This window comes from Burkholderia sp. BCC0398 (assembly GCF_902833245.1).
Classification (GTDB): domain Bacteria; phylum Pseudomonadota; class Gammaproteobacteria; order Burkholderiales; family Burkholderiaceae; genus Burkholderia; species Burkholderia sola.
Genome location: NZ_CADFEM010000016.1, coordinates 76,687 through 100,898 on the forward strand (window position 1 = coordinate 76,687; position 24,212 = coordinate 100,898).

General features: G+C 67.9%; 20 protein-coding genes. 14 read left to right on the top strand and 6 right to left on the bottom strand.

Features of this window, described 5'->3' with window-relative positions:
• Window positions 1–7: 7 nt before the first annotated feature.
• A complete protein-coding gene (locus tag HWX76_RS29470) occupies window positions 8–2,773 on the bottom strand; it encodes a LuxR C-terminal-related transcriptional regulator (RefSeq protein ID WP_176016740.1) in 2,766 nt (921 codons plus the stop codon).
• A gap of 298 nt (window positions 2,774–3,071) precedes the next feature.
• A complete protein-coding gene (locus HWX76_RS29475; protein WP_176016741.1) occupies window positions 3,072–4,739 on the bottom strand; it encodes a fatty acid--CoA ligase in 1,668 nt (555 codons plus the stop codon).
• Window positions 4,740–5,099: 360 nt separating this feature from the next.
• On the opposite strand from HWX76_RS29475, the gene hchA reads away from it, so the two are divergent.
• The 12 genes from hchA to HWX76_RS29535 all read left to right on the top strand — a co-directional run bounded on the left by hchA (window position 5,100) and on the right by HWX76_RS29535 (window position 17,272).
• A complete protein-coding gene (gene hchA / locus HWX76_RS29480; RefSeq protein WP_011548634.1) occupies window positions 5,100–5,981 on the top strand; it encodes a glyoxalase III HchA in 882 nt (293 codons plus the stop codon).
• Window positions 5,982–6,103: 122 nt separating this feature from the next.
• A complete protein-coding gene (locus HWX76_RS29485; protein ID WP_050017144.1) occupies window positions 6,104–6,841 on the top strand; it encodes a response regulator in 738 nt (245 codons plus the stop codon).
• On the top strand, window positions 6,838–7,923 hold the full coding sequence (locus HWX76_RS29490; protein WP_089489966.1) for an ATP-binding protein: 1,086 nt from the start codon (window positions 6,838–6,840) through the stop codon (window positions 7,921–7,923). Before HWX76_RS29485 ends, HWX76_RS29490 begins: the two co-directional genes overlap by 4 nt.
• Window positions 7,924–8,112: 189 nt before the next feature.
• Entirely contained in the window at window positions 8,113–9,387 is a 1,275-nt protein-coding gene (locus tag HWX76_RS29495) for a sugar ABC transporter substrate-binding protein (protein WP_124639220.1), read from the top strand.
• Window positions 9,371–10,330: a sugar ABC transporter permease gene (locus tag HWX76_RS29500; protein ID WP_239468949.1), complete on the top strand. Its 960-nt coding sequence runs from the start codon at window positions 9,371–9,373 to the stop codon at window positions 10,328–10,330. Before HWX76_RS29495 ends, HWX76_RS29500 begins: the two co-directional genes overlap by 17 nt.
• Window positions 10,318–11,145, top strand: coding sequence for a carbohydrate ABC transporter permease (locus HWX76_RS29505; RefSeq protein ID WP_089437418.1), 828 nt, complete (start codon window positions 10,318–10,320; stop codon window positions 11,143–11,145). Before HWX76_RS29500 ends, HWX76_RS29505 begins: the two co-directional genes overlap by 13 nt.
• 10 nt (window positions 11,146–11,155) lie before the next feature.
• Window positions 11,156–12,190: an NAD(P)-dependent alcohol dehydrogenase gene (locus tag HWX76_RS29510; RefSeq protein WP_176016742.1), complete on the top strand. Its 1,035-nt coding sequence runs from the start codon at window positions 11,156–11,158 to the stop codon at window positions 12,188–12,190.
• A gap of 3 nt (window positions 12,191–12,193) precedes the next feature.
• Window positions 12,194–13,387, top strand: coding sequence for a sn-glycerol-3-phosphate ABC transporter ATP-binding protein UgpC (gene ugpC, locus HWX76_RS29515; protein WP_124631466.1), 1,194 nt, complete (start codon window positions 12,194–12,196; stop codon window positions 13,385–13,387).
• A 29-nt stretch (window positions 13,388–13,416) separates the two neighbouring features.
• Window positions 13,417–14,352: an AraC family transcriptional regulator gene (locus HWX76_RS29520; protein WP_176016743.1), complete on the top strand. Its 936-nt coding sequence runs from the start codon at window positions 13,417–13,419 to the stop codon at window positions 14,350–14,352.
• Window positions 14,349–15,815 (top strand): xylulokinase, encoded by a 1,467-nt coding sequence (gene xylB / locus HWX76_RS29525; protein ID WP_176016744.1) that lies wholly within the window; start codon window positions 14,349–14,351, stop codon window positions 15,813–15,815. The genes HWX76_RS29520 and xylB overlap by 4 nt, the downstream gene beginning before the upstream one ends.
• Window positions 15,816–15,897: 82 nt before the next feature.
• The gene (locus tag HWX76_RS29530; protein ID WP_176016745.1) at window positions 15,898–16,953 is read left to right on the top strand and encodes a MerR family transcriptional regulator; all 1,056 of its coding nucleotides are present in this window, start codon (window positions 15,898–15,900) and stop codon (window positions 16,951–16,953) included.
• A gap of 31 nt (window positions 16,954–16,984) precedes the next feature.
• A complete protein-coding gene (locus HWX76_RS29535; RefSeq protein WP_124654272.1) occupies window positions 16,985–17,272 on the top strand; it encodes a barstar family protein in 288 nt (95 codons plus the stop codon).
• Between the two features lie 46 nt (window positions 17,273–17,318).
• On the opposite strand, the gene HWX76_RS29540 is transcribed toward HWX76_RS29535, so the two are convergent.
• Entirely contained in the window at window positions 17,319–17,597 is a 279-nt protein-coding gene (locus HWX76_RS29540) for a hypothetical protein (RefSeq protein ID WP_176016746.1), read from the bottom strand.
• A 59-nt stretch (window positions 17,598–17,656) separates the two neighbouring features.
• On the opposite strand from HWX76_RS29540, the gene HWX76_RS29545 reads away from it, so the two are divergent.
• Window positions 17,657–18,613, top strand: a complete 957-nt coding sequence (locus HWX76_RS29545) for a hypothetical protein (protein ID WP_176016747.1) — start codon at window positions 17,657–17,659, stop codon at window positions 18,611–18,613.
• Between the two features lie 42 nt (window positions 18,614–18,655).
• The gene (locus HWX76_RS29550) at window positions 18,656–19,093 is read left to right on the top strand and encodes a GNAT family N-acetyltransferase (protein ID WP_089489961.1); all 438 of its coding nucleotides are present in this window, start codon (window positions 18,656–18,658) and stop codon (window positions 19,091–19,093) included.
• 31 nt (window positions 19,094–19,124) lie between these two features.
• On the opposite strand, the gene HWX76_RS29555 is transcribed toward HWX76_RS29550, so the two are convergent.
• From HWX76_RS29555 to HWX76_RS29565, 3 genes are all read right to left on the bottom strand, one after another.
• The gene (locus tag HWX76_RS29555; protein ID WP_176016748.1) at window positions 19,125–19,955 is read right to left on the bottom strand and encodes a peptidyl-prolyl cis-trans isomerase; all 831 of its coding nucleotides are present in this window, start codon (window positions 19,953–19,955) and stop codon (window positions 19,125–19,127) included.
• A 287-nt stretch (window positions 19,956–20,242) separates the two neighbouring features.
• Window positions 20,243–22,177 (bottom strand): SMP-30/gluconolactonase/LRE family protein, encoded by a 1,935-nt coding sequence (locus tag HWX76_RS29560; protein ID WP_050017155.1) that lies wholly within the window; start codon window positions 22,175–22,177, stop codon window positions 20,243–20,245.
• Between the two features lie 453 nt (window positions 22,178–22,630).
• Window positions 22,631–23,929, bottom strand: a complete 1,299-nt coding sequence (locus HWX76_RS29565; RefSeq protein ID WP_050017156.1) for a dicarboxylate/amino acid:cation symporter — start codon at window positions 23,927–23,929, stop codon at window positions 22,631–22,633.
• Between the last annotated feature and the right edge of the window lie 283 nt (window positions 23,930–24,212).

Here is a 24,212-nt window from a genome sequence, read left to right on the forward strand (position 1 = left end):
CAGCGCGTCATTCGTCGTCGCGCCGCACTCGTGACGGATCGAGCGCCAGCCCGCTGCGCACCGCCTGGATGCGCGACGTCACGTTGAGCTTCTCAAAGATGTTCTTCAGGTGCCACTTGATCGTCTCCGGCGCGACGCGCAGCGCGCGGGCGATTTCCTTGTTCGACAGGCCACGCGCGACGTAGTCGAGGATCTCGAGCTCCCGCGCGCTGAGGTTGCCGGTCGCACCCGGCCGCGTGGCCGGTGCCCCGCCCGACGCCCGCTGCGCGTCGAACGCACGGGCCAGGTCGCGCAGATACCACGCGCCCACTGCCGGAAAGCGGTCGGCACGCTTCTGCATGCGCGCCAGCAAGCGCTCGGCCGCCGCGCCTTCGTCGACGAAGGTACGGACGAGTCCGTTGCCCTGGCCGTATTCGAGCGCACGCGCGAACGCCGCGAGCGCCGCGCTCTCGTCGCCCGCGTGGTCGAGCGCGATCGCATGCAACACGGCGGCCTGCGCCGCGAACCAGTCGAACCCGCGCGCGGCCAGCACCGCGTGCACGGTCGCCATGCGCTGCGCGGCTTCGTTCGCGCGTGCATCGGCGAGCAGCAGCCTTGCCTGCGCGGATTGCGCCATCTGCCACGTCTCGACGTGGCTCGACGCTTCGTCCGGCGGCACGGGCGACACCAGCGACGCCAGCGCGCGCCCCACACGGTGGGCTTGCGTCGGCTGGCCAGCGTCCAGATGCAGCCGGATACCGGTCGCCATGCACGCGACGCGCAGCCGCAGCCATTGCCGGCTGCACGCGATGCGATCGGCTTCGTCGAGCATGTCGTGCGCAACCGCGTCGTTCCCCGACCGGAATTGCAGCAGGGCGGCGGTCTGCATGAACCTCAGCAACGGCCCGAGCGAACAGGCCTGCATCGCGATGTCGAAGCGGTCGGCCTGCGCGTCGCGCACCTTCGCCCAGTCGTTCCATTCGTAGTAGATCGCCGACAGATAGCCGGCCGACAGCGCCGTCGCCGCCGACAGGCGACCCGCCGAGCGTTCGGCGGCGCGCAACGCCGTCTCGAACGTCTTCGACGCGTCGTGCAGCCGTCCGGCGACGAACTCGGCCAGGCCCGACATGTTCTGGCGGTACACGTTCGCGTAAAGCGGCTCGTGCCCCGACGCCGCGTGTTCCGCGCGCGCGCCGAGATCCCGCACGTCGCCGAGGCGGCCCGCGTAGCCGAGCCCGAAGATCAGCGTCGTCTGCCCGATCTGCTCGACCCACGAACCGGCCGGCGGCGCGGCCGCGAGCACGCGCTCGCCGAGCTGCAGCGATTCGATGCTGTGATCCGACAGCCCGGCGATCAGCGAGCGGACGGCCAGCAGTTCGGTCGCCGTAACCGTGTCGGTATCGAGCCGCCCGGCCGCGATGTCGGCTTCCAGCGCTTCCAGCGCACGGCGCGCATCGACAATCTGCATCGACAGCGCGAGCGCCCACGTATGCGCGATCCGCAACCGCAGGCGGCCCGTCAGCGCCTGCGCGGGCAGGCGCGACACCCAGTCGAGCACGGTACGCACGTCGCTCGACGCGATGAGCTTCATCGCGCACGCCTCGACCCAGCTGGCGGCCGCATCGAAGTCGCCGGCCGCGAGCGCGTGCCTGACGGCGTCCGGCCATTGCCGCTCGGCCGCATACCACGCGCTCGCACGGCGATGCAGCGTGGCCACCGCGCCGGGCTCGCGCAGCGCCAGCTCCTCCCGCAGGTATTGCAGGAACAGCGCGTGATAGCGGTAGCGCCGGCGGTCGCCGTCGATCGACCGGATGAAGAGGTTGTGCGCGGTTAGCCATTCGAGGCAGTCGAGCGCATCGTCGCGGCCGGTCAGCGCATCGCACAGCGCCGGCGTCATCCGGTCGAGCACCGCCGTATGCAGCAGGAAGTGGCGGATCGCGTCCGGCACCTGCGTCATCACGTTCTCGTTCAGGTACGCGGCGATGCCGGCACGCGCGTGGCTGACCTGCTCGGCCACGCGCGCCGCGTCGCTGTCGTCGTGCAGCGCCAGGGCCGCCAGTTGCAGGCCCGACACCCAGCCTTCGGTCGCCGCGCGCAGACGCCCGACGTTGTCCGCATTGAGCGGCTTGCCGGCCACCCGCTCGAAGAACGCGCGCGTCTCCGCGTCGTCGAAACGCAGGTCGTTCTCGTCCACCCGCACGAGTTCGTCGCGCGATTCGAAATAGCTGAGCGGCAACGCGGGCGCCGAGCGGCACGACAGCACGACATGCAGGTTCGACGGCGCGTAGCGCAGCAGATCGAACATCGCGTCGTGGATGACCGGCGACGCGAGGCGATCGAAGTCGTCGAGCATCAGGAACAGTTCGACGCCCGCGCTGTCCAGTTCGTTGAGCAGTTCGTCGAATACGGTCTTCAGCGGAATCAGCGCGCGATCGCGCAACAACTGCTGCGCGCGGGCGCCGACACCGCCGGTCGTGTCGGCGATCGCGGCGACCACGTAGGACGCGAAGATCGACGCGTTGTCGTCGTCCTGGTCGAGACTCACCCACGCGACCTTCACGCCCGACGCCACCAGCGCATGGCGCCACTCGGCCAGCAGCGTGGTCTTGCCGTAACCGGCCGGCGCGCTCACGAGCGTCAGCCGGCGGTCGAGGCCGCGCCTGAGCCGGCCGAGCCGCGCGATGCGCGCCACGATGCCGCGGGCCGACGCCGGCGCCAGCTTGGTGCGCACCAGCACTTCGATCGCATCGGGGTCCGGCGGGCGAACCGGTTGTCTGCTGTCCATCGGCGCCATGCTGTTCGTGTTCTCCTCGCGCTGATCGCGTGTCCGCCGGCCCGCCGGCCCGCCGGCGAAGCCGCCGACCGGGCCCGGTCTCGCCGTGCGCCGAAAACAGCATAACGATTCGACGCCGGCCGTCAAAAGTAGGTGATGTCCGTACCGGCGTGGGCGCGCACAGCGCGTATCGGTCCGCGACACGGGACCCGCATTGTTCTCGAACCGGCGCGCGATGTTCAGCCCCCCATTCGGGGGGTTACCCCGGGCGGGGAGCCGCGTGGCCCTGGCCCTCGGCGTCTGGGCTGCCGGGCACTCGTCAGTCGGGCTGGTAGCGCTCGCGCAACGCGCGCTTGTTGATCTTCCCGACGCTCGTCTTCTCGATCGCGTCGACGATCAGCAGCCGTTCCGGCACCGCATAGCGCGAGATCAGCCCGCGGTCGGCCACTTGCTTCACATGCGCTTTCAATTCCTCCGGCTCGACGCGGCCAGCCTGTTCGTCGGTCAGCACGACTAGCGCGAGCGGACGCTCGCCCCAGCGTGCATCCTTCACGCCGATCACCGCCGATTCGCGCACGGCCGGATGACGCGACAGGATGCTCTCGAGTTCGAGCGACGAGACCCATTCGCCGCCCGTCTTGATCACGTCCTTGATGCGGTCGGTGATCTGCAGCCGGCCGTCGGGATCGATCACGCCGATGTCGTTCGTATGCAGATAGCCGCCGGCCCACAGCGCCGCCGACGCCGACGCATCGCCGAGATAGCCTTGCGTCGCCCACGGCATCCGCACGACGACCTCGCCCGCCGACCGGCCGTCGTGCGGCACGTCGCGAAACTGCGCATCGACGATGCGCAGGTCGACGAGCGGCAACGGCAGCCCCGCCTTGGTCCGGCGCGCGATGTCGTCGTCGGCCGATGCGCCGCCGGCCGCGCGCGGCGGGTCGATCTGCGCGATGGTCATCAGCGGGCAGGTTTCCGACATCCCGTACCCGGTGTAGACCTCGATCCCGCACGCGAGCGCCGCCCGCGCCAGGCCGTCGGACAGCGGCGAGCCGCCGACGATCACCTTCCACGCCGACAGGTCGGCCGCCGCCGACGCCGGGCTGTCGAGAATCATCGCGAGCAGCGTCGGCACGCAATGCGAGAACGTCACCGCTTCGCGCGCAATCAGCGCGACCAATCCGTCCGGCGAATAACGGCCCGGATAGACCTGCTTGAGCCCGAGCGCGGTCGCGATGTACGGCATTCCCCATGCGTGCACATGGAACATCGGCGTGATCGGCATGTAGACGTCGTCGCGATGCACGCGGCCGCGATCGCGCGCGCTCGACAACGCCGCCATGCCCGCGAGCGTGTGCAGCACGAGCTGCCGATGGGTGAACGCCACCGCCTTCGGCAGGCCGGTGGTGCCGGTCGTGTAGAACGTCGTCGCGAGGGTCTGCTCGTCGAAATCGGGGAACGCGAAATCGGGCGAACCGGCCGCGACGAGCGCCTCGTATTCGTCGGTGAAACCGTCCGGCAAACCGGCTTCGTCACCGTCGGCGATCAGCACGACGTGCCGCACGGTGTCGAGCCGGTCGCGCATGCCCGCCCACAACGGCAGGAAGTCGCGGTGAACCAGCACGATGCATGCGCCCGAATGGTTGAGCGTATACAGCAACTGGTCGGGCGACAGCCGGACATTGGCGGTCATCAGCACCGCACCCATCATCGGAATCGCGTGGTAGCACTCCAGGTAGCGATGGCTGTCCCAGTCCAGCACGGCGACGACGTCGCCCGCGCCGACACCGATCGACGACAGTCCGCTCGCGAGTTGCCCGATGCGATGCCGGAACGTCCAGTAATCGTGCCGAACCCGGTCGCCGTACACGATCTCCTGCTCGGGCCGCGTCGCCAGCGGCGCATGAAGCAACTGCTTGATCAGCAGCGGATACGCATGGCCGGACGGCGCCGGTTCGTCTTGCGGGTACGGGTATGACGAATGCATGAAAGTCTCCATGGGCGACTGGTCGGGTCGTCGAGCGTGCGGCCACGATACCGGACCGGCCGGCTTTCGCGTCCCCCCTGTCCGGGGGGAGCGAGTCTCTGTCGAAAGCGGCGGCGAGCCGTCCGGACGCGTATCACGGCGATGGGTACGGGATACCCACCCGTTCGGGGAGGCGTTCGCCGCGGAACGGCGTTGTAGGATTCATCGCAACACGCATCGTCCCTGCGAGATACCCGTCCGCACGACCGGGACATGACCGGAACGCCAGGTCGCCGCCGCGGAATCGCCGCGACGACTCACGCAGACGCCCACCGGCCACGCCCGCCCCATCCGAACCCATCCCCCGAGCAAGGAGCAGCCATGACTTCCGACACGACGCAGACGGACCGCACGCCCGCCGCCGACCCGGCGGAGAACAACGCGTATTTCCCGTCGCCGTATTCGCTGTCGCAGTACACGTCGTCGAAGACCGACTTCGACGGCGCCGATTACCCGAATCCGTACACCGGCGGCAAGTGGAAGGTCCTGATGATCGCGACCGACGAGCGCTACATCCTGATGACGAACGGCAAGATGTTCTCGACCGGCAACCATCCGGTCGAGATGCTGCTGCCGATGCACCACATGGACAAGGCCGGCTTCGAGATCGACATCGCGACGCTGTCGGGCAATCCGGCCAAGCTCGAACTCTGGGCGATGCCGAGCGATGACGAGGCCGTGCAGAGCACCTACCGCAAGTACCTGCCGAAGCTGAAGACGCCGCTCAAGCTGTCCGACGTGCTCGACCAGCATCCCGGCGCCGATTCGCCGTATATCGCGGTGTTCATTCCCGGCGGCCACGGCGTGCTTGCCGGCATTCCGCACAGCAAGGACGTCAAGCGCACGCTGCGCTGGGCGCTCGACCAGGACCGGCACATCATCACGCTGTGTCACGGGCCCGCATGCCTGCTGTCGGCCGCCGTCGACGAAGATCCTGAGGACTACCCGTTCAAGGACTACGAGCTCTGCGTGTTTCCGGATGCGCTCGACACGGGGCCGAATCTCGACATCGGCTACATGCCGGGCCCGCTGCCGTGGCTCGTCGCGCAGAGCCTCGAAAAGCTCGGCGCGCGCGTGCTGAACAAGGACATGACCGGCCGCTGCCATCAGGACCGCAAACTGATCACGGGCGACAGCCCGCTCGCGTCGAACGGCATCGGCAAGCTCGCGGCCGCCGCGCTGCTGAAGGAAGTCGGGCACTGACGGTACGCGCCGCCCTGGCGCGGCGTCTCGCCGGGGCGTGGCCGCCCGTCTCCATTCGACCGCCAGAGCCGTACGGTAGTATGGCGATTCGATGGAACCCCGCTGAATCCGAACGAGTGGCCATGCCCGAATTTCCCTCATCTCCCGGCGCCGGCCAAGGCGCGCAAGCGCTCATCCTCATCGCCGAGGACGAACCCGAGATCGCCGAGATCCTGACCGCCTATTTCGCGCGCAACGGCCTGCGCACCGTGCACGCCGCCGACGGCCGCCGCGCGCTCGAACTCCACCTGTCGCTGAAGCCGGACCTCGTGTTGCTCGACGTGCAGATGCCGCACGTCGACGGCTGGAAGGTGCTCGCCGAGATCCGCCACCGCGGCGACACGCCCGTCATCATGCTGACCGCGCTCGACCAGGACATCGACAAGCTGACCGGGCTGCGCATCGGCGCCGACGACTACGTGGTCAAGCCGTTCAACCCCGCCGAAGTCGTCGCGCGCGCGCAGGCGGTGCTGCGCCGGTCGATGGCCGGCTCGCGCCAGGAAGAGCAGCGCGTGCTGCGCGCCGCGCCGTTCGAGATCGATCTCGAGCACCACGAAGCGACGGTCGAAGTCGACGGCGCGCGCCACACGCTCGTGCTGACGCTCACCGAATTCAAGCTGCTCGCGCAACTCGCGCGCGCGCCGCGCCGCGTGTTCAGCCGCGCCGAGCTGATGGCGACCTGCCTGCCGGAAGGCGATGCGCTGGAGCGCACGGTCGACAGCCACGTCAGCAAGCTGCGCAAGAAACTCGACGATCTCGGCGTCGCGGGCGTGCCGGCCAGCGTGCGCGGCGTCGGCTACAAACTGTGGAGCGGCGAGTGAGACTAGACGGCCTGAGCCGCCAGATCGCGCTGACGATGGGCGCGATCGCCTTCGGCGTCACGGTGCTGATCGTCGTGACGGCCTACGCGTTCTACTACCTGCTGTACCAGTACTCGCCGGAGTCGTTCAAGCCGGAAAGCTGGCTCCCGAGCGGGCCGGAGTGGGTGTGGATCACCTCGACCACACTGGTCGGCCTGCTGATCGCGGTCATCGTCGCGATCAACCTGTCGCGCCGCATCCTCGTGCCGCTGAATTCGGTGACGGACAGCATCCGCCGCGTCGCGCGCGGCGATCTCGGCGCGCGCGCGGTCGCCGGCGACCGTTCGTTGAAGGAGGCAGCGCTCCTCGCCGACAACTTCAACGCGCTCGCGAGCGAGCTGCAGCGCGTGACCGACGAGCAAACCTTCTGGAACGCGGCGATCGCGCACGAACTGCGCACGCCGGTGACCGTGCTGCGCGGCCGCTTGCAGGGGCTCGCCGAAGGCGTGTTCACGCCGAGCGACGCGCTGTACCGCAGCCTGCTCGCACAGGTCGAAGGGCTGACGCGTCTGATCGAGGATCTGCGCGTGGTCAGCCTCGCCGACAGCGGCCACCTGAGCATCGAGATCCGCGACACCGATCTCGCCGCCGACGTGCGCGCGGTGGTCGACGTGTTCGCGCACGCGCTGCAGGCCGCCGGCCAGCATCCGGAACTCGATCTCGACCCGCGGCGCATGCGCTGCGACCCGGTCCGCATCCGCCAGGCGTTGCTCGCACTGCTGGAGAACGCGCGCCGCCATGCGGCGCCCGGCGCGATCCGGATCCAGACGCGCATCGAAGACGGCATGTGCCGGCTGCGCGTCGAGGACGACGGCCCCGGCATCCCGGCCGAGTTCGCGCCGCACGTGTTCCAGGCGTTCCGGCGCGTCGACGAGTCGCAACCCGGCGGCACCGGCCTCGGGCTCGCCGTCGTCGCGGCGATCGCGCATGCCCATCGCGGCGAAGCGCTGTGCCTGCCGACCGGCGCGGGCGGCACGCGGTTCGAGGTGCAGTGGCCCGACGATCTCGTGCCGACGCCCGAAGGCGAGCGCTTCGCGGCGTAACGCGCGAGCCTCGCCGCTGACGCGCGCGGTTTGCGCCCGACCACCACATTTTGTGCATCGCACGACCAACCCTGAGCAAAAAGTATCGGTTCCCGAACTCTTTTGATGTGGTGATCGCCTCGCCCGCGTCACACCATTGTTCCTGCCGCCATCGGTGGCATTCGAACAAGCAGAATCAAGGAGACACGGGTGAACAAGATGCGAATCGTCGCAGCCGGCGTGCTGCTCGGCGCCTGTCTGCCGGGCATCGTGGCCGCGCAAACCTGCAAAGTGCCGACCCTTCGGGTGCTCGCGCAGAAGAGCCTCGGCCTGTCGGTAATGGAAAAGTCGCTGGCCGACTACGAAAAGAAGAACGGCACGAAGGTCGAGATCAGCTATTTCGGCGAGAACGACCGCCGCGCGAAATCGCGGCTCGACGCGTCGACTGGCGCGGGTTCCTACCAGATCTACTACGTCGACGAGGCGAACGTCGCCGAATTCGCGTCGGCCAACTGGATCGTGCCGCTCCTCAAGTACTACCCGAAGGACTACGACTACGACGACTTCCTGCCCGGCCGCCGCGCGGTCGCGAGCTACAACGGCGTCGCGTACTTCGCGCCGCTGATCGGCGGCGGCGACTTCCTGTTCTATCGCCGTGACCTGCTCGACGCCGCGCACATTCCGGTGCCGAAGACGCTCGACCAGCTCGTCGCCGCGATCAAGCAGCTCAACGCGCCGCCGAAGCTGTACGGCTGGGTCGCGCGCGGCCAGCGCGGCTCGGGGATGAACGTGTGGCGCTGGTCGCCGTTCATGCTCGGCATGGGTGGCACATGGACCGACAAGGGCGGCCAGCCCGCGTTCAATTCGCCGGGCGCGGTGAAGGCCACGCAGCTCTACAGCGACCTGTTCAAGTACGCGCCGCCGGGTTCGGCGACCTACGACTGGAGCAACGCGCTCGAAGCGTTTCGCTCGGGCAAGGTCGCGTTCATGATCGAATCGACGCCGTTCGCGGACTGGATGGAGGATACGAGCAAGTCGAGCGTGGCCGGCAAGGTCGGCTACACGCGGCCGCCCGCACCGCTGCCGTCGGCCGCGTATGGCCACGGCTTCGCGATCTCGGCGGTCGGCGCGAAGGACGACTGCACGCGGATGGCCGCCGGCCGCTTCATCGCATGGGCGACCAGCAAGGATCAGGAACAGGCGCGGCTGCGCAACGGCGTGTTCAGCGACTACAACCGCTCGAGCACGATCGGCAGCCCGTACTTCAAGCAGCACGTCGCGCCGCAGATCCAGGCCGGGCTGAACGACACGAATCCCGTCACGCAGGTGACGATCTGGCGTACGCCGCAGTGGCCGGATATCGGCGACAACCTCGGCATCGCGCTCGAACAGATGTTTACCGGCACGCAGACGGATATCCGCGGCACGCTCGACGACGCGGACCAGTACGCGAAGGACGCGCTCGAACATGGCGCTCGCAAATGACGGCGCCGGCGGACGTGCGCTCGGCGTCCGCCCGGCCTCTCCCGCACCGTCCACCCGGCGCGGCCGCGCGCGCCGCGACCGCACGAGCCTGCCGTGGGTGTTCCTCGCGCCGACGCTCGCGCTGCTCGCGGTCCTGAGCCTCGTCCCGACGATCGCCGCGATCAACCTCGCGCTGCGCAACCGCGTGCTGCGCTACCCGGACAGCGAATTCGTCGGCCTGCGCAACTTCGTGCGGCTCGCGTCGGACCGGCGCTTCCTGAACGCGATCGAGGTGTCGGTGCTGTGGGAGGTCGTCACGGTCGCGGGCGCGGTGCTGGTCGGGATCGCGCTCGCGGTGTTCCTGTTCGAGCGCGTGCACGGCCGCTGGCGCCGCTTCGCGTCGCTGGTGCTGATCATGCCGGTGCTGCTGCCGCGCGTGTCGGCCGCGTTCATCTGGAAGTTCATGTATGCGCCGCTCACCGGCATCCTGAGCTGGCTGCTCGGCGCGCTCGGCGTCGAACACACCGCGTTTCTCGCCGATCCGCATCTCGCGCTGTACGCGGTCGCGCTCGTCGACGTGTGGCAGTGGGGGTTGTTCTTCGCGGTCGTGATCCTGAAGCTGCTGGAGACGCTGCCGCCCGAGCCACTCGAAGCCGCGCGGCTCGACTACGCGACGACGTGGCAGGTGCATGCGTACATCGCGCTGCCGATGCTGAAGGCGCCGCTCGTGAGCCTCGTGTTCATCAAGATGGTCGAGTCGCTGCGCTCGTTCGACCTGATCTACGTGATGACGAAGGGCGGCCCGGGCATCGCGACCGAGACGCTCGATCTCTACGCGTACCAGCAGGGCATCGGCCTCGCCGGCAAGGTGTCGTATGCGTCGGGCATGGCCGTGCTGATGATGGTCGCGACCACGCTCGTGTTCACGCTCATCTGGAAGAGGGTCAACAAATGGGACGACTGATGGCCCGGCGCGGTGCCGCCAATGTTTCCACCGTCGCGATCGCCGGCGCGATCCTGCTCGTCGCCGCGTTCCCGCTGTTCTGGGCCGTGCTCAATTCGCTCAAGCACCTGCTCGACATCGTCACGCCCGTGCCGCGCTTCTTCTTCACGCCGACGCTCGCAAACTACGAGCAGGTGTTGTCGAGCCCCGAGGTGCTGATCGGGCTCGGCAACAGCATCGCGATCGTCGGCGCGGCCGTGCTGATCGGCGCGGTGCTCGGCGTGCCGGCCGCGTATGCGATCGCGCGCTATCCGGTGCGCGGCAAGCGCGACATCCAGTTCTTCCTGCTGTCGCTGCGCTTCCTGCCGCCCGTCGCGGTCGCGCTGCCGCTGATCGCGATCTGGGTCGATCTCGGGCTGTACGACACGAAGCTGTCGATGATCGTCACGTACCTGCTCGTCACGCTGTCGACCATCACGTGGCTATCGATTCCCGTGTTCCGCCGGCTGCCGCGCGAGATCGAGGAAGCCGCCGCGCTCGACGGCTACGGCCCGTACGCGGTGTTCTGGCACATCGCGCTGCCGGTGTGCGCGAGCACGCTGCTCGGCGGCATCGTGTTCAGCTTCGTGCTGGTGTGGAACGAACTGATGATCGCGCTCGCGCTCACGTCGTCGCGCAGCGCGACGCTGCCGGTGGTCGCGTCCGCGTTCACGTCGCTCGGGCAGGAAGTACCGTGGGGCGTGATCAACGCGTCGACGGTGCTGCTCGCGCTGCCGCCGCTCGTCTTCGTCGGCATGCTGAGCCGGCTGCTCAATTCGATCGTCAAGGGAAAATAAGGAGAACACGTTGAAAGCACTCGTCCTCGAGCGCACGCGCGAACTCGCGCTGCGCGACATCGACCTGCCGCAAGCGGTCGGCCCCGGCGACGTCCGGATCAAGGTGCATACGGTCGGCGTCTGCGGCAGCGACGTGCATTACTACGTGCACGGCGGGATCGGCCCGTTCCGCGTCGACGCGCCGATGGTGCTCGGCCACGAAGCGTCCGGCACCATCGTCGAGACCGGCGCCGCCGTCACGCACCTGCGCGTCGGCGACCGCGTGTGCATGGAGCCCGGCGTACCGCGCCTCGATTCGCCCGCGACGCTGCGCGGGCTCTACAACCTCGATCCCGACGTGCGCTTCTGGGCGACGCCGCCCATCCACGGCTGCCTGACGCCGTTCGTCGTGCATCCGGCCGCGTTCACGTACCGATTGCCCGACAACGTGTCGTTCGCCGAAGGCGCGATCGTCGAGCCGCTGTCGATCGGCCTGCAGGCCGCGAAGAAGGCGGCGATGAAGCCGGGCGATCTCGCGGCCGTGATCGGCGCGGGCACGATCGGCGCGATGACGGCGCTCGCCGCGCTCGCCGGCGGCGCCGCGCGCGTGATCCTCGCCGACGTCGTGCCGGACAAGCTCGCGCTGTTCGCCGACAACCCGGCCGTCACGACCGTCGACGTGCGTACGCGGCCGCTGGCCGACGCGGTGGCCGAGGCATCCGGCGGCTGGGGCGCGGACGTCGTGTTCGAGGCGAGCGGCAGCACGAACGCGTACGCGGGCCTCGTCGGCCTGATGTGCCCGGGCGGCTGCGCGGTGCTGATCGGGATGCCGGTCGCGCCGGTGCCGCTCGACGTGGTCGCGCTGCAGGCGAAGGAAGGCCGCATCGAATCGGTGTTCCGCTACGCGAACATCTTTCCGCGCGCGCTCGCGCTGATCGCGTCCGGCGCGATCGACGTGAAGCCGTTCATCTCGCGCACGTTCCCGTTTTCCGAAGGCGTGCGCGCGTTCGAGGAAGCGGCGAGCGGCCACCCGCGCGACGTCAAGATTCAGATCGAAATGGATTGAGCCATGGCCCAGATCACCTGCAAAGGTTTGTCGAAGCACTACGACGGCGGCCCCGCCGTGCTGCATCCGCTCGACCTCGAGATCGCCGACGGCGAATTCATCGTGCTGCTCGGCCCGTCCGGCTGCGGCAAGTCGACGATGCTGCGGATGATCGCGGGCCTCGAGGCGATCACCGGCGGCGAGCTCGTGATCGGCGACGCGGTCGTCAACGACCTGCCGTCGCGCGAGCGCAATGTCGCGATGGTGTTCCAGAACTATGCGCTGTACCCGCACATGACGGTGTACGACAACATCGCGTTCGGCCTGCGGCGGCTGAAGGTGCCGGCCGACGAGATCGACCGCCGCGTGCGCGACGTCGCGCGCACCCTGAGCCTCGACGCGCTGCTCGACCGCCGCCCGCGCGCGATGTCGGGCGGCCAGCAGCAGCGCGCGGCGATCGCGCGCGCGATGATCAAGACGCCGGCCGTGTTCCTGTTCGACGAGCCGCTGTCCAACCTCGACGCGAAGCTGCGCACGCAGTTGCGCGGCGACATCAAGCGGCTGCATCGGCAACTGAAGACGACCACGCTGTACGTCACGCACGATCAGCTCGAAGCGATGACGCTCGCCGATCGCGTCGTGCTGATGCGCGGCGGCCACATCGAGCAGATCGGCACGCCGGCCGAACTGTACGGCCAGCCGCACACGGTGTTCGCGGCCGGGTTCGTCGGCACGCCTGCGATGAACTTCGCGGACGGCACGATCGAGCGGGTCGGCGCGAACGTGTGGGTCGACTGCAACGGCGCGCGCTGGCCGCTCGCGTCGTCGCGCTTCGCGCGGCTGCAGCACGGCCAGCAGGTCAAGGCCGCGATCCGCCCGAATCACCTGCGGCTCGTCGCGGAAGGCGATCCGCCCCCGGGCACGCTCGCGCTGACCGGTACGGTCGAGCTCGTCGAGTTGCTCGGCGCCGAGGCGCTCGTCACGCTGGACTGGCGCGGCCAGCCGTGCGCGGCCCTCGTGCCGGCCCCGATGGCCCCGGCGCCGGGCGCCGTGGTAGCGTTTCGCTTCGACGAAGAAGCGCTGCATCTGTTCGACGCCGGCACCGAGCGCAACGTCACGCTGCCGGACCCGAACCCGATCGCGCACGCGGTGCCGCCGGCGGCCGCGACGCGCGCCACGCCGCCTGCCGCGACGAGCTGGTCGATGTCCCGTCCGTAGCGCGCCGGCACGCCCCGACGGAGCACACGATGAACCCGGATCTCGAGATCGTTCCCACCCACCGCGACGAATCGTTCCGCGCGTGGGTCCACGACTATCCGCATTCGGTCGCGAAGTGGCACTTCCATCCCGAGTACGAGATTCACCTGATCCAGGCGTCGCGCGGCAAGGTGTTCGTCGGCGACCACATCGGCGACTTCGCGCCCGGCAACCTGATCGTCACCGGGCCGAACCTGCCGCACAACTGGGTCAGCGAGCTCGCCGACGGCGAACGCGTACCGTCGCGCGACGTCGTGCTGCAGTTCTCGCGCGATGCGATCGAAAAGATGGTCGGCGCGTTCAGCGAGCTGCAGCCGGTGATCGACCTGATCGACGACGCGGCGCGCGGCGTGCAGTTTCCCGACCGCGTGGGCGTCGAGGTCGCGCCGCTGATGCTCGAACTCGCTGACGCGCACGGCTGCCGGCGCGTCGAGATCCTGATGTCGCTGTTCGACCGGCTGTCGTCGTGCCGCGAGCGGCGCGTGCTCGCGGGGCCCGGCTACCGCAGCGACGCGCAGCACTACATGTCGTCGACGATCAACCAGGTGCTGTCGTACCTGCAGCAGAACCTGCCCGGCATGCTGCGCGAAACCGACGTCGCCGCGTTCGCCGGCATGAGCGTCAGCACCTTCACGCGGTTTTTCCGGCGTCACACCGGCTCGTCGTTCGTGCGCTACCTGAACCGGTTGCGCATCAACGAGGCGTGCGAGCTGCTGATGTTTTCCGACCTGACGGTGACCGACATCTGCTACCGGGTTGGCTTCAACAACCTGTCGAACTTCAACCGTCAGTTTCTCGCGATGAAGCAGGTGCCGCCCTCGAAGTTCCGCGCGCTGCACCGGCTCAACGAACCGCACGGCCGCGACGACGCGCCGCCCCCGCGACGCGTGCCGCCGCGCGCCCCAGACAGGATGCTTCATACGTGACATATCTCGGCATCGATCTCGGCACGTCCGAGGTCAAGGTTCTGCTCACCGATTCCCGATCGGTCCCCCTCGCGACCGGCTCGGCCAGCCTGTCGATCAGCCGGCCGCGTCCGCACTGGTCCGAACAAAGCCCCCAGGCGTGGTGGCACGCGATGCTCGACGCGATCGCGTCGGTGCGCGCCGCGCATCCGGCCGGCTTCGCCGCGCTGCGCGGCATCGCGCTGTCCGGGCAGATGCACGGCGCGACGCTGATCGACCGCGCGGACCAGGTGCTGCGCCCCGCGATCCTGTGGAACGACACGCGCGCCGGTACCGAATGCGTGGAACTCGAGGCGCTGGTGCCGGAATCGCGCGCGATCACCGGCAACATGGCGATGCCCGGCTTCACCGCACCGAAGCTGCTGTGGCTCGCGAAATACGAGCCGGCCGTGTTTCGTGCGGTGCACAAGGTGCTGCTGCCGAAGGACTACCTGATCTGGCGCCTGTCTGGCGAATTCGTGTCCGATATGTCCGACGCGTCGGGCACGCTGTGGCTCGACTGCGCGCGCCGCGACTGGTCCGACCGGATGCTTGCCGCGACCGAGCTGTCGCGCGCGCAGATGCCGCGCCTCGTCGAAGGCAACGCGGCCGCCGCGCAGTTGCGCGACACGCTGCGGCGCGAATGGGGGATCGCCGGGCCCGTGACGATCGCCGGCGGCGCCGGCGACAACGCGGCGTCCGCGATCGGCATGGGCGTCACGGGCGCCGGCAGCGGCTTCCTGTCGCTCGGCACGTCGGGCGTGCTGTTCGCGGGCAACGACCGCTTCGCGCCGAACCCGGACGCGGCCGTGCACGCGTTCTGCCACTGCGTGGAAGGGCGCTGGCACCAGATGAGCGTGATCCTGTCGGCGGCCGCGAGCCTCGACTGGCTCGCGCGCGCGCACGGCACGACGCCCGGCGTGCTGGCCGCCCGCGCCGAGCACGCCGATCCGGCCCGCGCGCCGCTGTTCCTGCCGTATCTCGGCGGCGAGCGTACGCCGCACAACGACGCGCATGCGCGCGGCGTGTTCTTCGGGCTGTCGAACGAACACGATGCGGACGATCTCGCGTATGCGGTCATGGAAGGCGTCGCGTTCGCGATGGCCGACGGCTACGGCGCGCTACGCGCGGCCGGCACGACGCTCGACGCGGTGTCGTTCATCGGCGGCGGCTCGAAAAGCGCGTTCTGGGCGCGGTTGTGCGCGAATGCGACCGGGCTCGCGATGCAGCGCCATGCGGATGGCGCGGTCGGCGCGGCACTTGGCGCCGCGCGGCTCGCACGGCTGGCTGCGACGCACGACAGCCTGGAAGAAGTCTGTGTCGCGCCGCCCGTCACGGAGACGGTGGCGCCCGATCCCGCGTCGGCCGATCTGCTGGCGGGCCGGCTCACGCGCTATCGACGGTTGTATCGCGCGCTGCGCGACGAGTTCGCGGCCGGCGACTGAGCGTTGGAGCGATCGCGCTTGACCCGACCCTTGGGACTGCCTTTATGCTGACCGCAACGAATCGACAGCAAAGAGGTGACGGATGGGTACGGACACACTCCGCTTGAACGCATCGGCCGCCGCCGCGCGGCTCGGCATCTCGATCAAGGCGCTACGGCTATACGAGCGGCACGGCCTCGTCATGCCCGAACGGACGCCGGCCGGATACCGCGCGTACGGCCCGGACGATCTCGCCCGCGCCGCCGACATCGCGGCGCTGCGCAAGCTCGGCCTCGGTCTCGCGCAGATAGCGAACGTGCTCGGCGGCGACGCGCGCAGTCTCGATGCCGCGCTGGCTGCTCACGAAGCGGCGCTCGATCGCGGGATTCAGGATCTCGTTGGCAAGCTCGACAGCGTGCGCGCGATGCGTGCCGGCCTGGCACGGGGACGGATGCCGACAGACAGCGAACTCACCCGGCTGGTCGACCCTGGCAGCGCGGGCGTCGCGTTCGACCTGCCGTGGCCGTGGGGCGGCGAACGGTTCGAGTGTCGCGATATCCGGCCGTTGAACTACATCATCGGTTCGCTCGGGAGCGGCAAGACGCGGCTCGCGCTTCGGCTGGCCGATGCGTTGCCGGGCACCGTGTTCGTCGGCCTCGATCGACTGGACGACGACTGTGCCGCGGCATTCGATGCATTGCGTGCCGATCCGGAACTGAAGTCGCGCGTCGACCGCACCGCGGCGTTGCTCGCCGGCAATGGCGCGGCGCCGTCGGCGGCGCTGACCGCCTTGCTCGTCAGCCTCGAAGCGGCAGGTCCGCGCGTACTGATCGTCGACATGATCGAACAGGATCTTGATCAGGCCACGCAACGCGCGTTGATCGCGCATCTGCGCGCATGCGCGGCCGCCGGCATGCGGCCGCTGTTCCTGCTGACGCGCTCGGCGGCGATCCTCGATCTCGCGGCGGTCGGCCCCGACGAAACCATCCTGTTGTGCCCGGCCAATCACAGCCCGCCTGCGCGCGTGGCGCCTTACCCCGGCGCGCCGGGGTACGAGGCCGTCGCGACGTGCCTGGCGGCGCCGGCGGTCCGGGAGCGGATTGCGCGGCCGCCGGAAGCGCGCGCTATGATGCTCGGTACGGCGCGCGAAATGAATTGAATGTTTCGCGACCGGTCCGTCGGAGAACATGATGGCACGCGACACGCGGGTGGAAATCGAGCTCGACGATATCGAATCGACCGAACAGTTGCACGTACGGCTGATGAAGCAGTTGAGTTTCCCGGATTGGTATGGAAGAAACTGGGATGCGTTCCGGGACGCCATTACCGCGCTGGTCGATATGCCGCTCATTCTTCGGCTGAAAGGCTGGTCGGAATTCGAACGCCGCTTTCCGCGCGACGCGAGGCTGATGCGCAACTGCCTGCAGGACATGGCTCGGCACTATCCGGCCTTCGCATCCCGTGTCGAGTACGATTGATCGAACTCGCCGGGAGCCGCACGATCGCGCGACCCTTCTTTCGGGGCTAGCCTTTTTCCCGCACGGCGAGGAATTGCTCACCGTTCAATTGGCGTTGCATTGCCTCGATCTGCGTGCACAGCGCTTCCAACTGATTCATGGTCGCAGCAACCGGAAATGGATTCGCATCCGGATCCCGCCGCGCCCTCCTCGGCGCCATCGCTGCGTTCACCGCATGCACGGGACCGGACAAGTTCGTTGCTTGCCGGGCGCTATCGGGACCTGTCGAAAAACCGTCTTGTCCAGACGGCCAAATCGCCTGCAAACAGTCATTCGCGTTCAACATGAAGGGCATCCGGAAGCGTTCGTTTCGGGTATCGTCCCCCTCTCCTGCCAGCACTCGACATGACAGCACGCAATGGAAACAGTACCGCCCCGGCCGAAATCGGCCCCTTCGACGCGATGAGCCGATTTCGCGTGACGTACGACGGGCCCACGCTCGATTCGTCCGAGATGGACGTGCGCGAACTCGCGCCCGCGCTGCTGGCGTTCGGCGATTTGCTCGACGCGTCGACGCGCGCACTATGCGGCGATCGGGTTCGGCCGCAGGTCAACGTGCGCGGCAGCTTCAAGACCGGCAGCTTCGGCATCGACTTCACGCTCGCGACGTCGCTGCTCGGCCGCATGCGCGACATGCTGAGCGGCAACGAAGGCACGGCGCTCGCCAATGCGGTCACGATCCTGACCGCGCTCGGCATTGCCGCACCCAAGGCGAGGAAGGGGCTGTTCGCCGTCCTCAAATGGCTGCGCGGACGCGAAATCACGCATGTGCGGATGCAGGACCACACCGCGGTGCTGGACGTCGACGGCGACATACTCGAAATCGACCTGCCCGTGCTCACGCTGCTGCGCGACGTCCGCGTTCGCCGTGCCACCGCGCAAGTGCTGGCACCGCTCGCGCGCGAAGGCATCGAGATTTTCGCGGCCGGCACCGACACCGAGGTGTACGAGACGGTCGCCCGCAACGAGATCGCATGGTTTCGCGCGCCGGAGCCAACCGATGCGCTTCTGCTCGACGAACATCGCAAGATGGCGTTCTCGATCGTGTCGCTCGCGTTCAAGGACGATAACAAGTGGCGACTGTACGACGGCACGTCGACGATTCACGCGACGATCTCGGATGCCGGCTTCCTGTCGCGCGTGAACAACAGCCAGATCAGTTTCAGCAAGGGTGACGTGCTGTTGTGCAATGTCCGTATGCAACAGTGGCAAACTTCGGACGGCGCAAAAACCGAATACGAGGTCACCGATGTCCTCGAACATCGCCCGGCCGGCCTGCAGATTCCGTTGTCGGGCCTGTGATCCACGCCGTGGCCTCGCGCCCGACGCAACCGTTCATCACTCATGAAACCGGCGATCCATCTGCGTGCTGCTTCCCAGGAAGATCTCCCGTTCCTGCTGACGCTCCGTCGACTGACGATGACCGAGCACCTGCAGCGCGTCGGCGCGCCGACCGACGATGACGCGCACGACCGGCGCATCCGCACGAACTTCGACGATGCGATGATCGTCTGCGAAGGCGCCGACGCGATCGGCCTGCTGAAGGTGACGCGCGACGCCGGCGAATGGCACGTCCATCAGATCCAGATCCTTCCCGCGCGCCAGGGCCACGGAATCGGCGAGGCCGTGCTGCACGCATTGCTGACCAACGCCGCACGCGCGCACGTGCCGGTGTCGCTCAGCGTGCTGCACGGCAATCCGGCGCGGCGACTCTACGAACGACTCGGCTTCCGCGTCGCGTCGGAGACCGACACCAGCGCGAACATGATCTGGCGCGCGTGACGCGCGGCGATTCGACACCGCCGCATTACCGTTACTGCGTGATCTTCGCGTCCCTCAGCAGATTGCCGATCATCTGCGCACTCGCCTTCTCGGCCGCGATCGCCTGCAACTGCTGCTGAAGCGTCGGCTTCGCGGTTTCGAAACCCGGCACCTGCGTCGGCCGCTTCGCATCCAGCTTCACGATCGCGCGCGCGCCATCGACCGGAATCGAATCCTTCGTCACCGCGCCGACCGGCAGTTTCTCGAGCGCCTGCGCGACCGGCAGCGGCAGCCCGGCCGTCTTGCCTTCCGCGGCCGGCGTGTTGAAGCTCACCCACGGCAGCTCGCCGCCGGTATCGCGGCTCGGCGCCAGGCTGTACTGGCGCGCCAGCCCGTCGAACGACTTGCCCGCTTTCAGCTCGCTCAGCACGGTCGCCGCCGCCACCGGATCCTTGACGACGATCACGCGCGGCTTGTACTCGTTCTTGCCGAGCGCCGCGACGAGTTCGTCGTAGCGCGCCTTGACCTGCTCGTCGGTGACCGGCTCCGGCTTCACGTTGTCGCGCAGGTACAGCTGCACCTCGGCCGTCACCTTCGCCTGCTGCATCGCCGCCTTGACCTCGGGCTTGTCCGCGTAGTTTGCCTTCTCGGCCGCCTGCTGAACCAGCACGCGCGTGATCAGCTGATTCTTGATCGCCTGACGGATCTGCGGCGAATCGGGCTGCCCGGACGCGCGCAGCAGCGTATCGACGTCGGCCTGCGTGATCGGCGTGCCGTTGACGGTCGCGACGGTCGCCGCCGTCTGCGCGTGGGCAGCGCCGCTCAGTGCGCCGGCCAGCGCGACGATCGTCAACAGGCGATTCGGTGTCGTTTTCATCTTCATCGGTTGGGTCGCTTCGAGCATAAGAAACGCGGCAGGGGTAGCCGCGCCGGTTCATCGTGCACGCCCGCACACCGTCTGCGGGAGTCGCTGCCATTGTGCACGGAACCGCATTTCCACGTCGGGAGGTTCGGGAAGCGGGTCCGACACGGCGCCGCGCGCATGGTGCCCGCGGTTCATTGCGTGCGCGTTGCGCAACAATCCCGCGGAATCGCATCGATTGCGCGCACGATTGCTTTCACGACTTCGCGACTACGGCCGCTGCCCAAGGCGGCCGCACGTTCAAACCGTCACGGCGTCCACCGGTACACGGTGATGCTGTTCCCCTTCACGTTGTTCTTCATCACCACGTATTCGCCGTTCGAGCGGCGGTACGCGCGGATGCTGTACATCGCATCGATCGCGCTGCTGGTATCGACGGTCGCGGGGCTCGCGTTGACCAGCGTCGTGTCGAGATTGCCGGTGTTGAGGTTGAACGCGTCGACGTTCGGCCACAGCGGCCCGCTGCTGCTGAACCAGTAGCCGACGAACAGGTGGTTGCCCGCCGCGTCGATCGATTTCGCGCCGCTGTGCGGCAGCGTGATCACCGGGTCCGGCTTCGTCGTGTTGCCCGCGCGCCAGCCGTGATACACCTCGATGCGCGTGCCGATCGACGTCCAGTCGTTGGTCCCGACCGCGCCCTGCGCGAGCACCATCGTGTCGCTGTCCGCGAGATAGACGATGCGCGTGAGCGGCAGGATGCTGGCCGGAATCCGGGTCGCGACGCCCGGCCCCCACGACGGCTTGCCGTTCGCGTCGAAGCCGGTCAGCGGGTAATGCGTGATCGCGCCGGTCTTGTCGAGCCCGGCCCATACGCCGCCCTGGCTGTCGACGCTGAAGCCGCCCGTCACGCGCTGCGTGGTATTGAACGCGGGGCCCGGAATCGAGCCGTCCGGAATCGCGACGTAACCGTTCGCCGCGTTGAAGTGATAGAAGTAGAAGACCGGCGGGTTCTGGCCGGCCGCGACGAGAATCCGGTTCGCACCGACCGACGTGAGCAGCCCGAAGTGTTCGTCACGCTGCGTGTCGCTCATGTTGATGCGCGGGTCCGACGGATACGTGAACGGATCGACGGTGTTCGCGACGAACTTGCCGCCCGCGCTGCCGCTGTAGATGTGCGTGCCGCCGTAGAACAGCGCGCCGTCCGTGACCGGGTCCGGCGCGGCGATGCCTTCGAAGTTCAGCGACTGCAGCGTCCAGCGCAAGTTGCCGCTGCTGCCGTACGCATGAATGTCGGTCGCGCCGTTGCGGCCGAGATCCCAGCTGCCGCCCCACGGGTTGTTGAGCACGTAGAGGTTGCCGCCGGTGTCCTTGCCGATCCCGGCGATGCGCGTGAAGCGTTGCGCGCCGACCTGGCCCTTGATGCCCGTCGTCGTGTCGAGATAGCCGCCGCGCACACCGAACGTGCCGGCGAGCGCCGGCCGGCCCGAGATCGAATAACGCTTGATGTTCTGGTCGGGGCCTTCGTCGCCCACCAGCAATTGTCCGGCCGCCGCATCGACATACAGCGCCGACGGATGCGAGCCGGCCGGCATCCGGATCGTATTGAGCAGCGCGCCGGTCGGGCTGAAGCCGACGATCGAGCCGGCGCTTTTCTGCGCGACCCACACGTTGCCCGCGCCGTCCACCGCGAGCGCGCCCGGCGCCGACACGGCGATGTCCCGCTGCCACACGCCATCGGTCGTGAACACGCGCACGCGATTGCCGTAGAAGTCGCTCGCATAAAGCAGCGAGCCGGCCGTCGCGAGCCCGGTGACGACGTCGATGCGCGGCTGGTTGGTCGCCGCGCTGATCTGGATCACGAGGTCGCGATACTTGGTCGCGCGGTTGTAGCGCCCCACCGCGCCGCTGCCATACGTCTTGCCCGGCTGCAGCGCGACGAACAGCGACGTTGCATTGCCGGTGATCGCGCTGCCCTGGAATTCCGAATGCGCGCCGATCGAGCCGAGGCTCTTGCCGTTCTGGTAGATCGCGACGCCGCCTTCATCCTCGTCCCACATCGATGCGGTGTAGATCACGCCTTCGGGCGCGACCCACATCGCGCGCGCGACGTTGCCGACGTGCGCCGCGAGCGTGCCGTACGTGTTCGCGATCCAGTCGGTGGTGTTGGCTGCGTGCGTAGGAGGCGCAAATGCGGCGATTGCCGCGGCGACAAGCGCGGCCCGGATTCGTTGTCTGGCGACCATGACGGATGCTCTCCTGAACGGGGCAAACATTCACATAAGGGATCGGCCGGCCAGATGGCTTGAAGTCCGCGAGATGTAAATTCTTCCCCGAATCATCCGGCGCGGTCGGTATGACGTACGGCATGCATTCGAAAATGCGCAGGGCGAGAATAGCGTTATATAAATCGAAAAAAATTGCGAATCGCCCGCGCTTGCGACGAGCGCGACTATGCGTCAGTGAATGGTCACTTCCGCGGCGGATCGGGAATCGGGAAAATCAGGCACTTGCCTGACGGAATATCGCCGCCAATTTGACGTCGATCAATTGAAACGGCGAATGCCATTTCGGAAGTATCGAAAAAGCTACTGCGCCCAACGCAAATCGCCAGCCTGAATCCGTATCGAATCCAGGCCGACGCATATCATGTGTCGCGGGTCGGGCAACGCGGCGTTGCACCGCCGCGTTGCAGTGCATCATGCCGACGTTTCACGCACCTTCACTTCGGCTACGCGCGCGCCGTCCGATTCGTCGTCGTCGCGCGGCGCGTCGAGCTGCCCCTCCCATTTCGCGACCACGGCCGCCGCGATCGAGTTGCCGACCGCGTTGGTGGCCGAGCGCCCCATGTCGAGGAACATGTCGACGCCCATGATCAGCAGCAACCCGGCTTCGGGCAGGTTGAACTGGTTGAGCGTCGCCGCGATCACGACCAGCGACGCGCGCGGCACGCCGGCCATCCCCTTCGACGTCACCATCAGCATCAGCAGCATCGTGATCTGCGTGCCGAGCGGCAGATGGATGCCGTACACCTGTGCGATGAACAGCACCGCGAACGTGCAGTACATCATCGAGCCGTCGAGGTTGAACGAATAGCCGATCGGCAGCACGAAGCTCGAGATCTTGCGGTTCACGCCGAAACGGTCGAGTGCGTCCAGCAGCTTCGGATATGCGGCCTCGGAGCTGGCCGTCGCGAACGACAGCAGGAACGGCTCGCGAATCAGCCGGAGCAGCGTGAACGCGCGCTTGCCGAGGAACGTCACGCCGGCGAGCGTCAGCACGGCCCACAGCAACGCGAGCGCCAGATAGAAGCTTGCCATGAACTTCGCGAACGTGAGCAGGATGCCGAGCCCTTCGGTCGTGATCGTCGACGCCAGCGCCGCGAACACCGCGACCGGCGCGAACCCCATCACCGCGCCCGTCACCTTCAGCATCACCTGCGCGAGATCGTCGATCACGCCGGTCAGGCGCTTGCCCGCTTCGCCGAGCGCGGACAGCGCGGTGCCGAAGAAGATCGAGAACACGACGATCTGCAGGATTTCGTTGTTCGCCATCGCCTCGGCGATCGACTTCGGCACCAGGTGCACGACGAAATCCTTCAGCGTGAACGCGCCCGTCTTCAGGTTGAGCGCCGCATCGGACGGCGGCAGCGGCAGGCTCAGGTGGCTGCCCGGCTGCAGGATCGTCGCGGTCAGCAGGCCGAGCAGCAGCGACGTGAACGACGCGATGACGAACCAGCCGAACGCCTTGACGCCCACGCGGCCCACCGCGCCGCCATCGCCCATCTGCGCGATGCCGACGGTCAGCGTCGCAAACACCAGCGGCGCGATGATCATCTTGATCAAGCGCAGGAATATGTCGGACAGCAGCGATACGTAGCCGGCGACTTCCTTCGCCATCTTCGGGTCGGGAAACGCGCTATGGCACGCGTAACCCACGGCAATACCAAGCATCATCGCGACAACGATGTACTTGGTAATGTTGTGTTTCTTCTTCATTAGTCGTCCAAATTACAAAGCGTATGTTGCTAACGGCGGGCCAATCATTCGCGTCCGGCTGCGAATCGAAACCTGTGTCGACATGCCGGCGATCTGTCCGCTGCGGGCGGTCTCCGGCGGTCACCCGGGCGGACAGGGGGGGCATTCTAACGCAAATGGCGCACCAGCTTTCAATTCCGAAAGCCGCGCCGGTTGATTTGCGTCCTGATGTCGTCGGGAAAGGAGTCTCGTCGCGCACGACGCGACGCGACGCAGCGATCGCGACACATTCTCACAAAGATGC

Excerpts from the sequence above, each read along its gene's own strand:
- HWX76_RS29470 (WP_176016740.1), bottom strand. The coding sequence starts at position 2,773 with ATGGCGCCGATGGACAGCAGACAACCGGTTCGCCCGCCGGACCCCGAT.
- HWX76_RS29535 (WP_124654272.1), top strand. The coding sequence starts at position 16,985 with ATGGCACGCGACACGCGGGTGGAAATCGAGCTCGACGATATCGAATCG.
- HWX76_RS29540 (WP_176016746.1), bottom strand. The coding sequence starts at position 17,597 with ATGTTGAACGCGAATGACTGTTTGCAGGCGATTTGGCCGTCTGGACAA.
- HWX76_RS29550 (WP_089489961.1), top strand. The coding sequence starts at position 18,656 with ATGAAACCGGCGATCCATCTGCGTGCTGCTTCCCAGGAAGATCTCCCG.
- HWX76_RS29520 (WP_176016743.1), top strand. The coding sequence starts at position 13,417 with ATGAACCCGGATCTCGAGATCGTTCCCACCCACCGCGACGAATCGTTC.
- HWX76_RS29505 (WP_089437418.1), top strand. The coding sequence starts at position 10,318 with ATGGGACGACTGATGGCCCGGCGCGGTGCCGCCAATGTTTCCACCGTC.
- ugpC (WP_124631466.1), top strand. The coding sequence starts at position 12,194 with ATGGCCCAGATCACCTGCAAAGGTTTGTCGAAGCACTACGACGGCGGC.
- HWX76_RS29530 (WP_176016745.1), top strand. The coding sequence starts at position 15,898 with ATGGGTACGGACACACTCCGCTTGAACGCATCGGCCGCCGCCGCGCGG.
- HWX76_RS29560 (WP_050017155.1), bottom strand. The coding sequence starts at position 22,177 with ATGGTCGCCAGACAACGAATCCGGGCCGCGCTTGTCGCCGCGGCAATC.
- hchA (WP_011548634.1), top strand. The coding sequence starts at position 5,100 with ATGACTTCCGACACGACGCAGACGGACCGCACGCCCGCCGCCGACCCG.
- HWX76_RS29475 (WP_176016741.1), bottom strand. The coding sequence starts at position 4,739 with ATGCATTCGTCATACCCGTACCCGCAAGACGAACCGGCGCCGTCCGGC.
- HWX76_RS29555 (WP_176016748.1), bottom strand. The coding sequence starts at position 19,955 with ATGAAGATGAAAACGACACCGAATCGCCTGTTGACGATCGTCGCGCTG.
- HWX76_RS29545 (WP_176016747.1), top strand. The coding sequence starts at position 17,657 with ATGACAGCACGCAATGGAAACAGTACCGCCCCGGCCGAAATCGGCCCC.
- HWX76_RS29485 (WP_050017144.1), top strand. The coding sequence starts at position 6,104 with ATGCCCGAATTTCCCTCATCTCCCGGCGCCGGCCAAGGCGCGCAAGCG.
- HWX76_RS29500 (WP_239468949.1), top strand. The coding sequence starts at position 9,371 with ATGGCGCTCGCAAATGACGGCGCCGGCGGACGTGCGCTCGGCGTCCGC.
- HWX76_RS29565 (WP_050017156.1), bottom strand. The coding sequence starts at position 23,929 with ATGAAGAAGAAACACAACATTACCAAGTACATCGTTGTCGCGATGATG.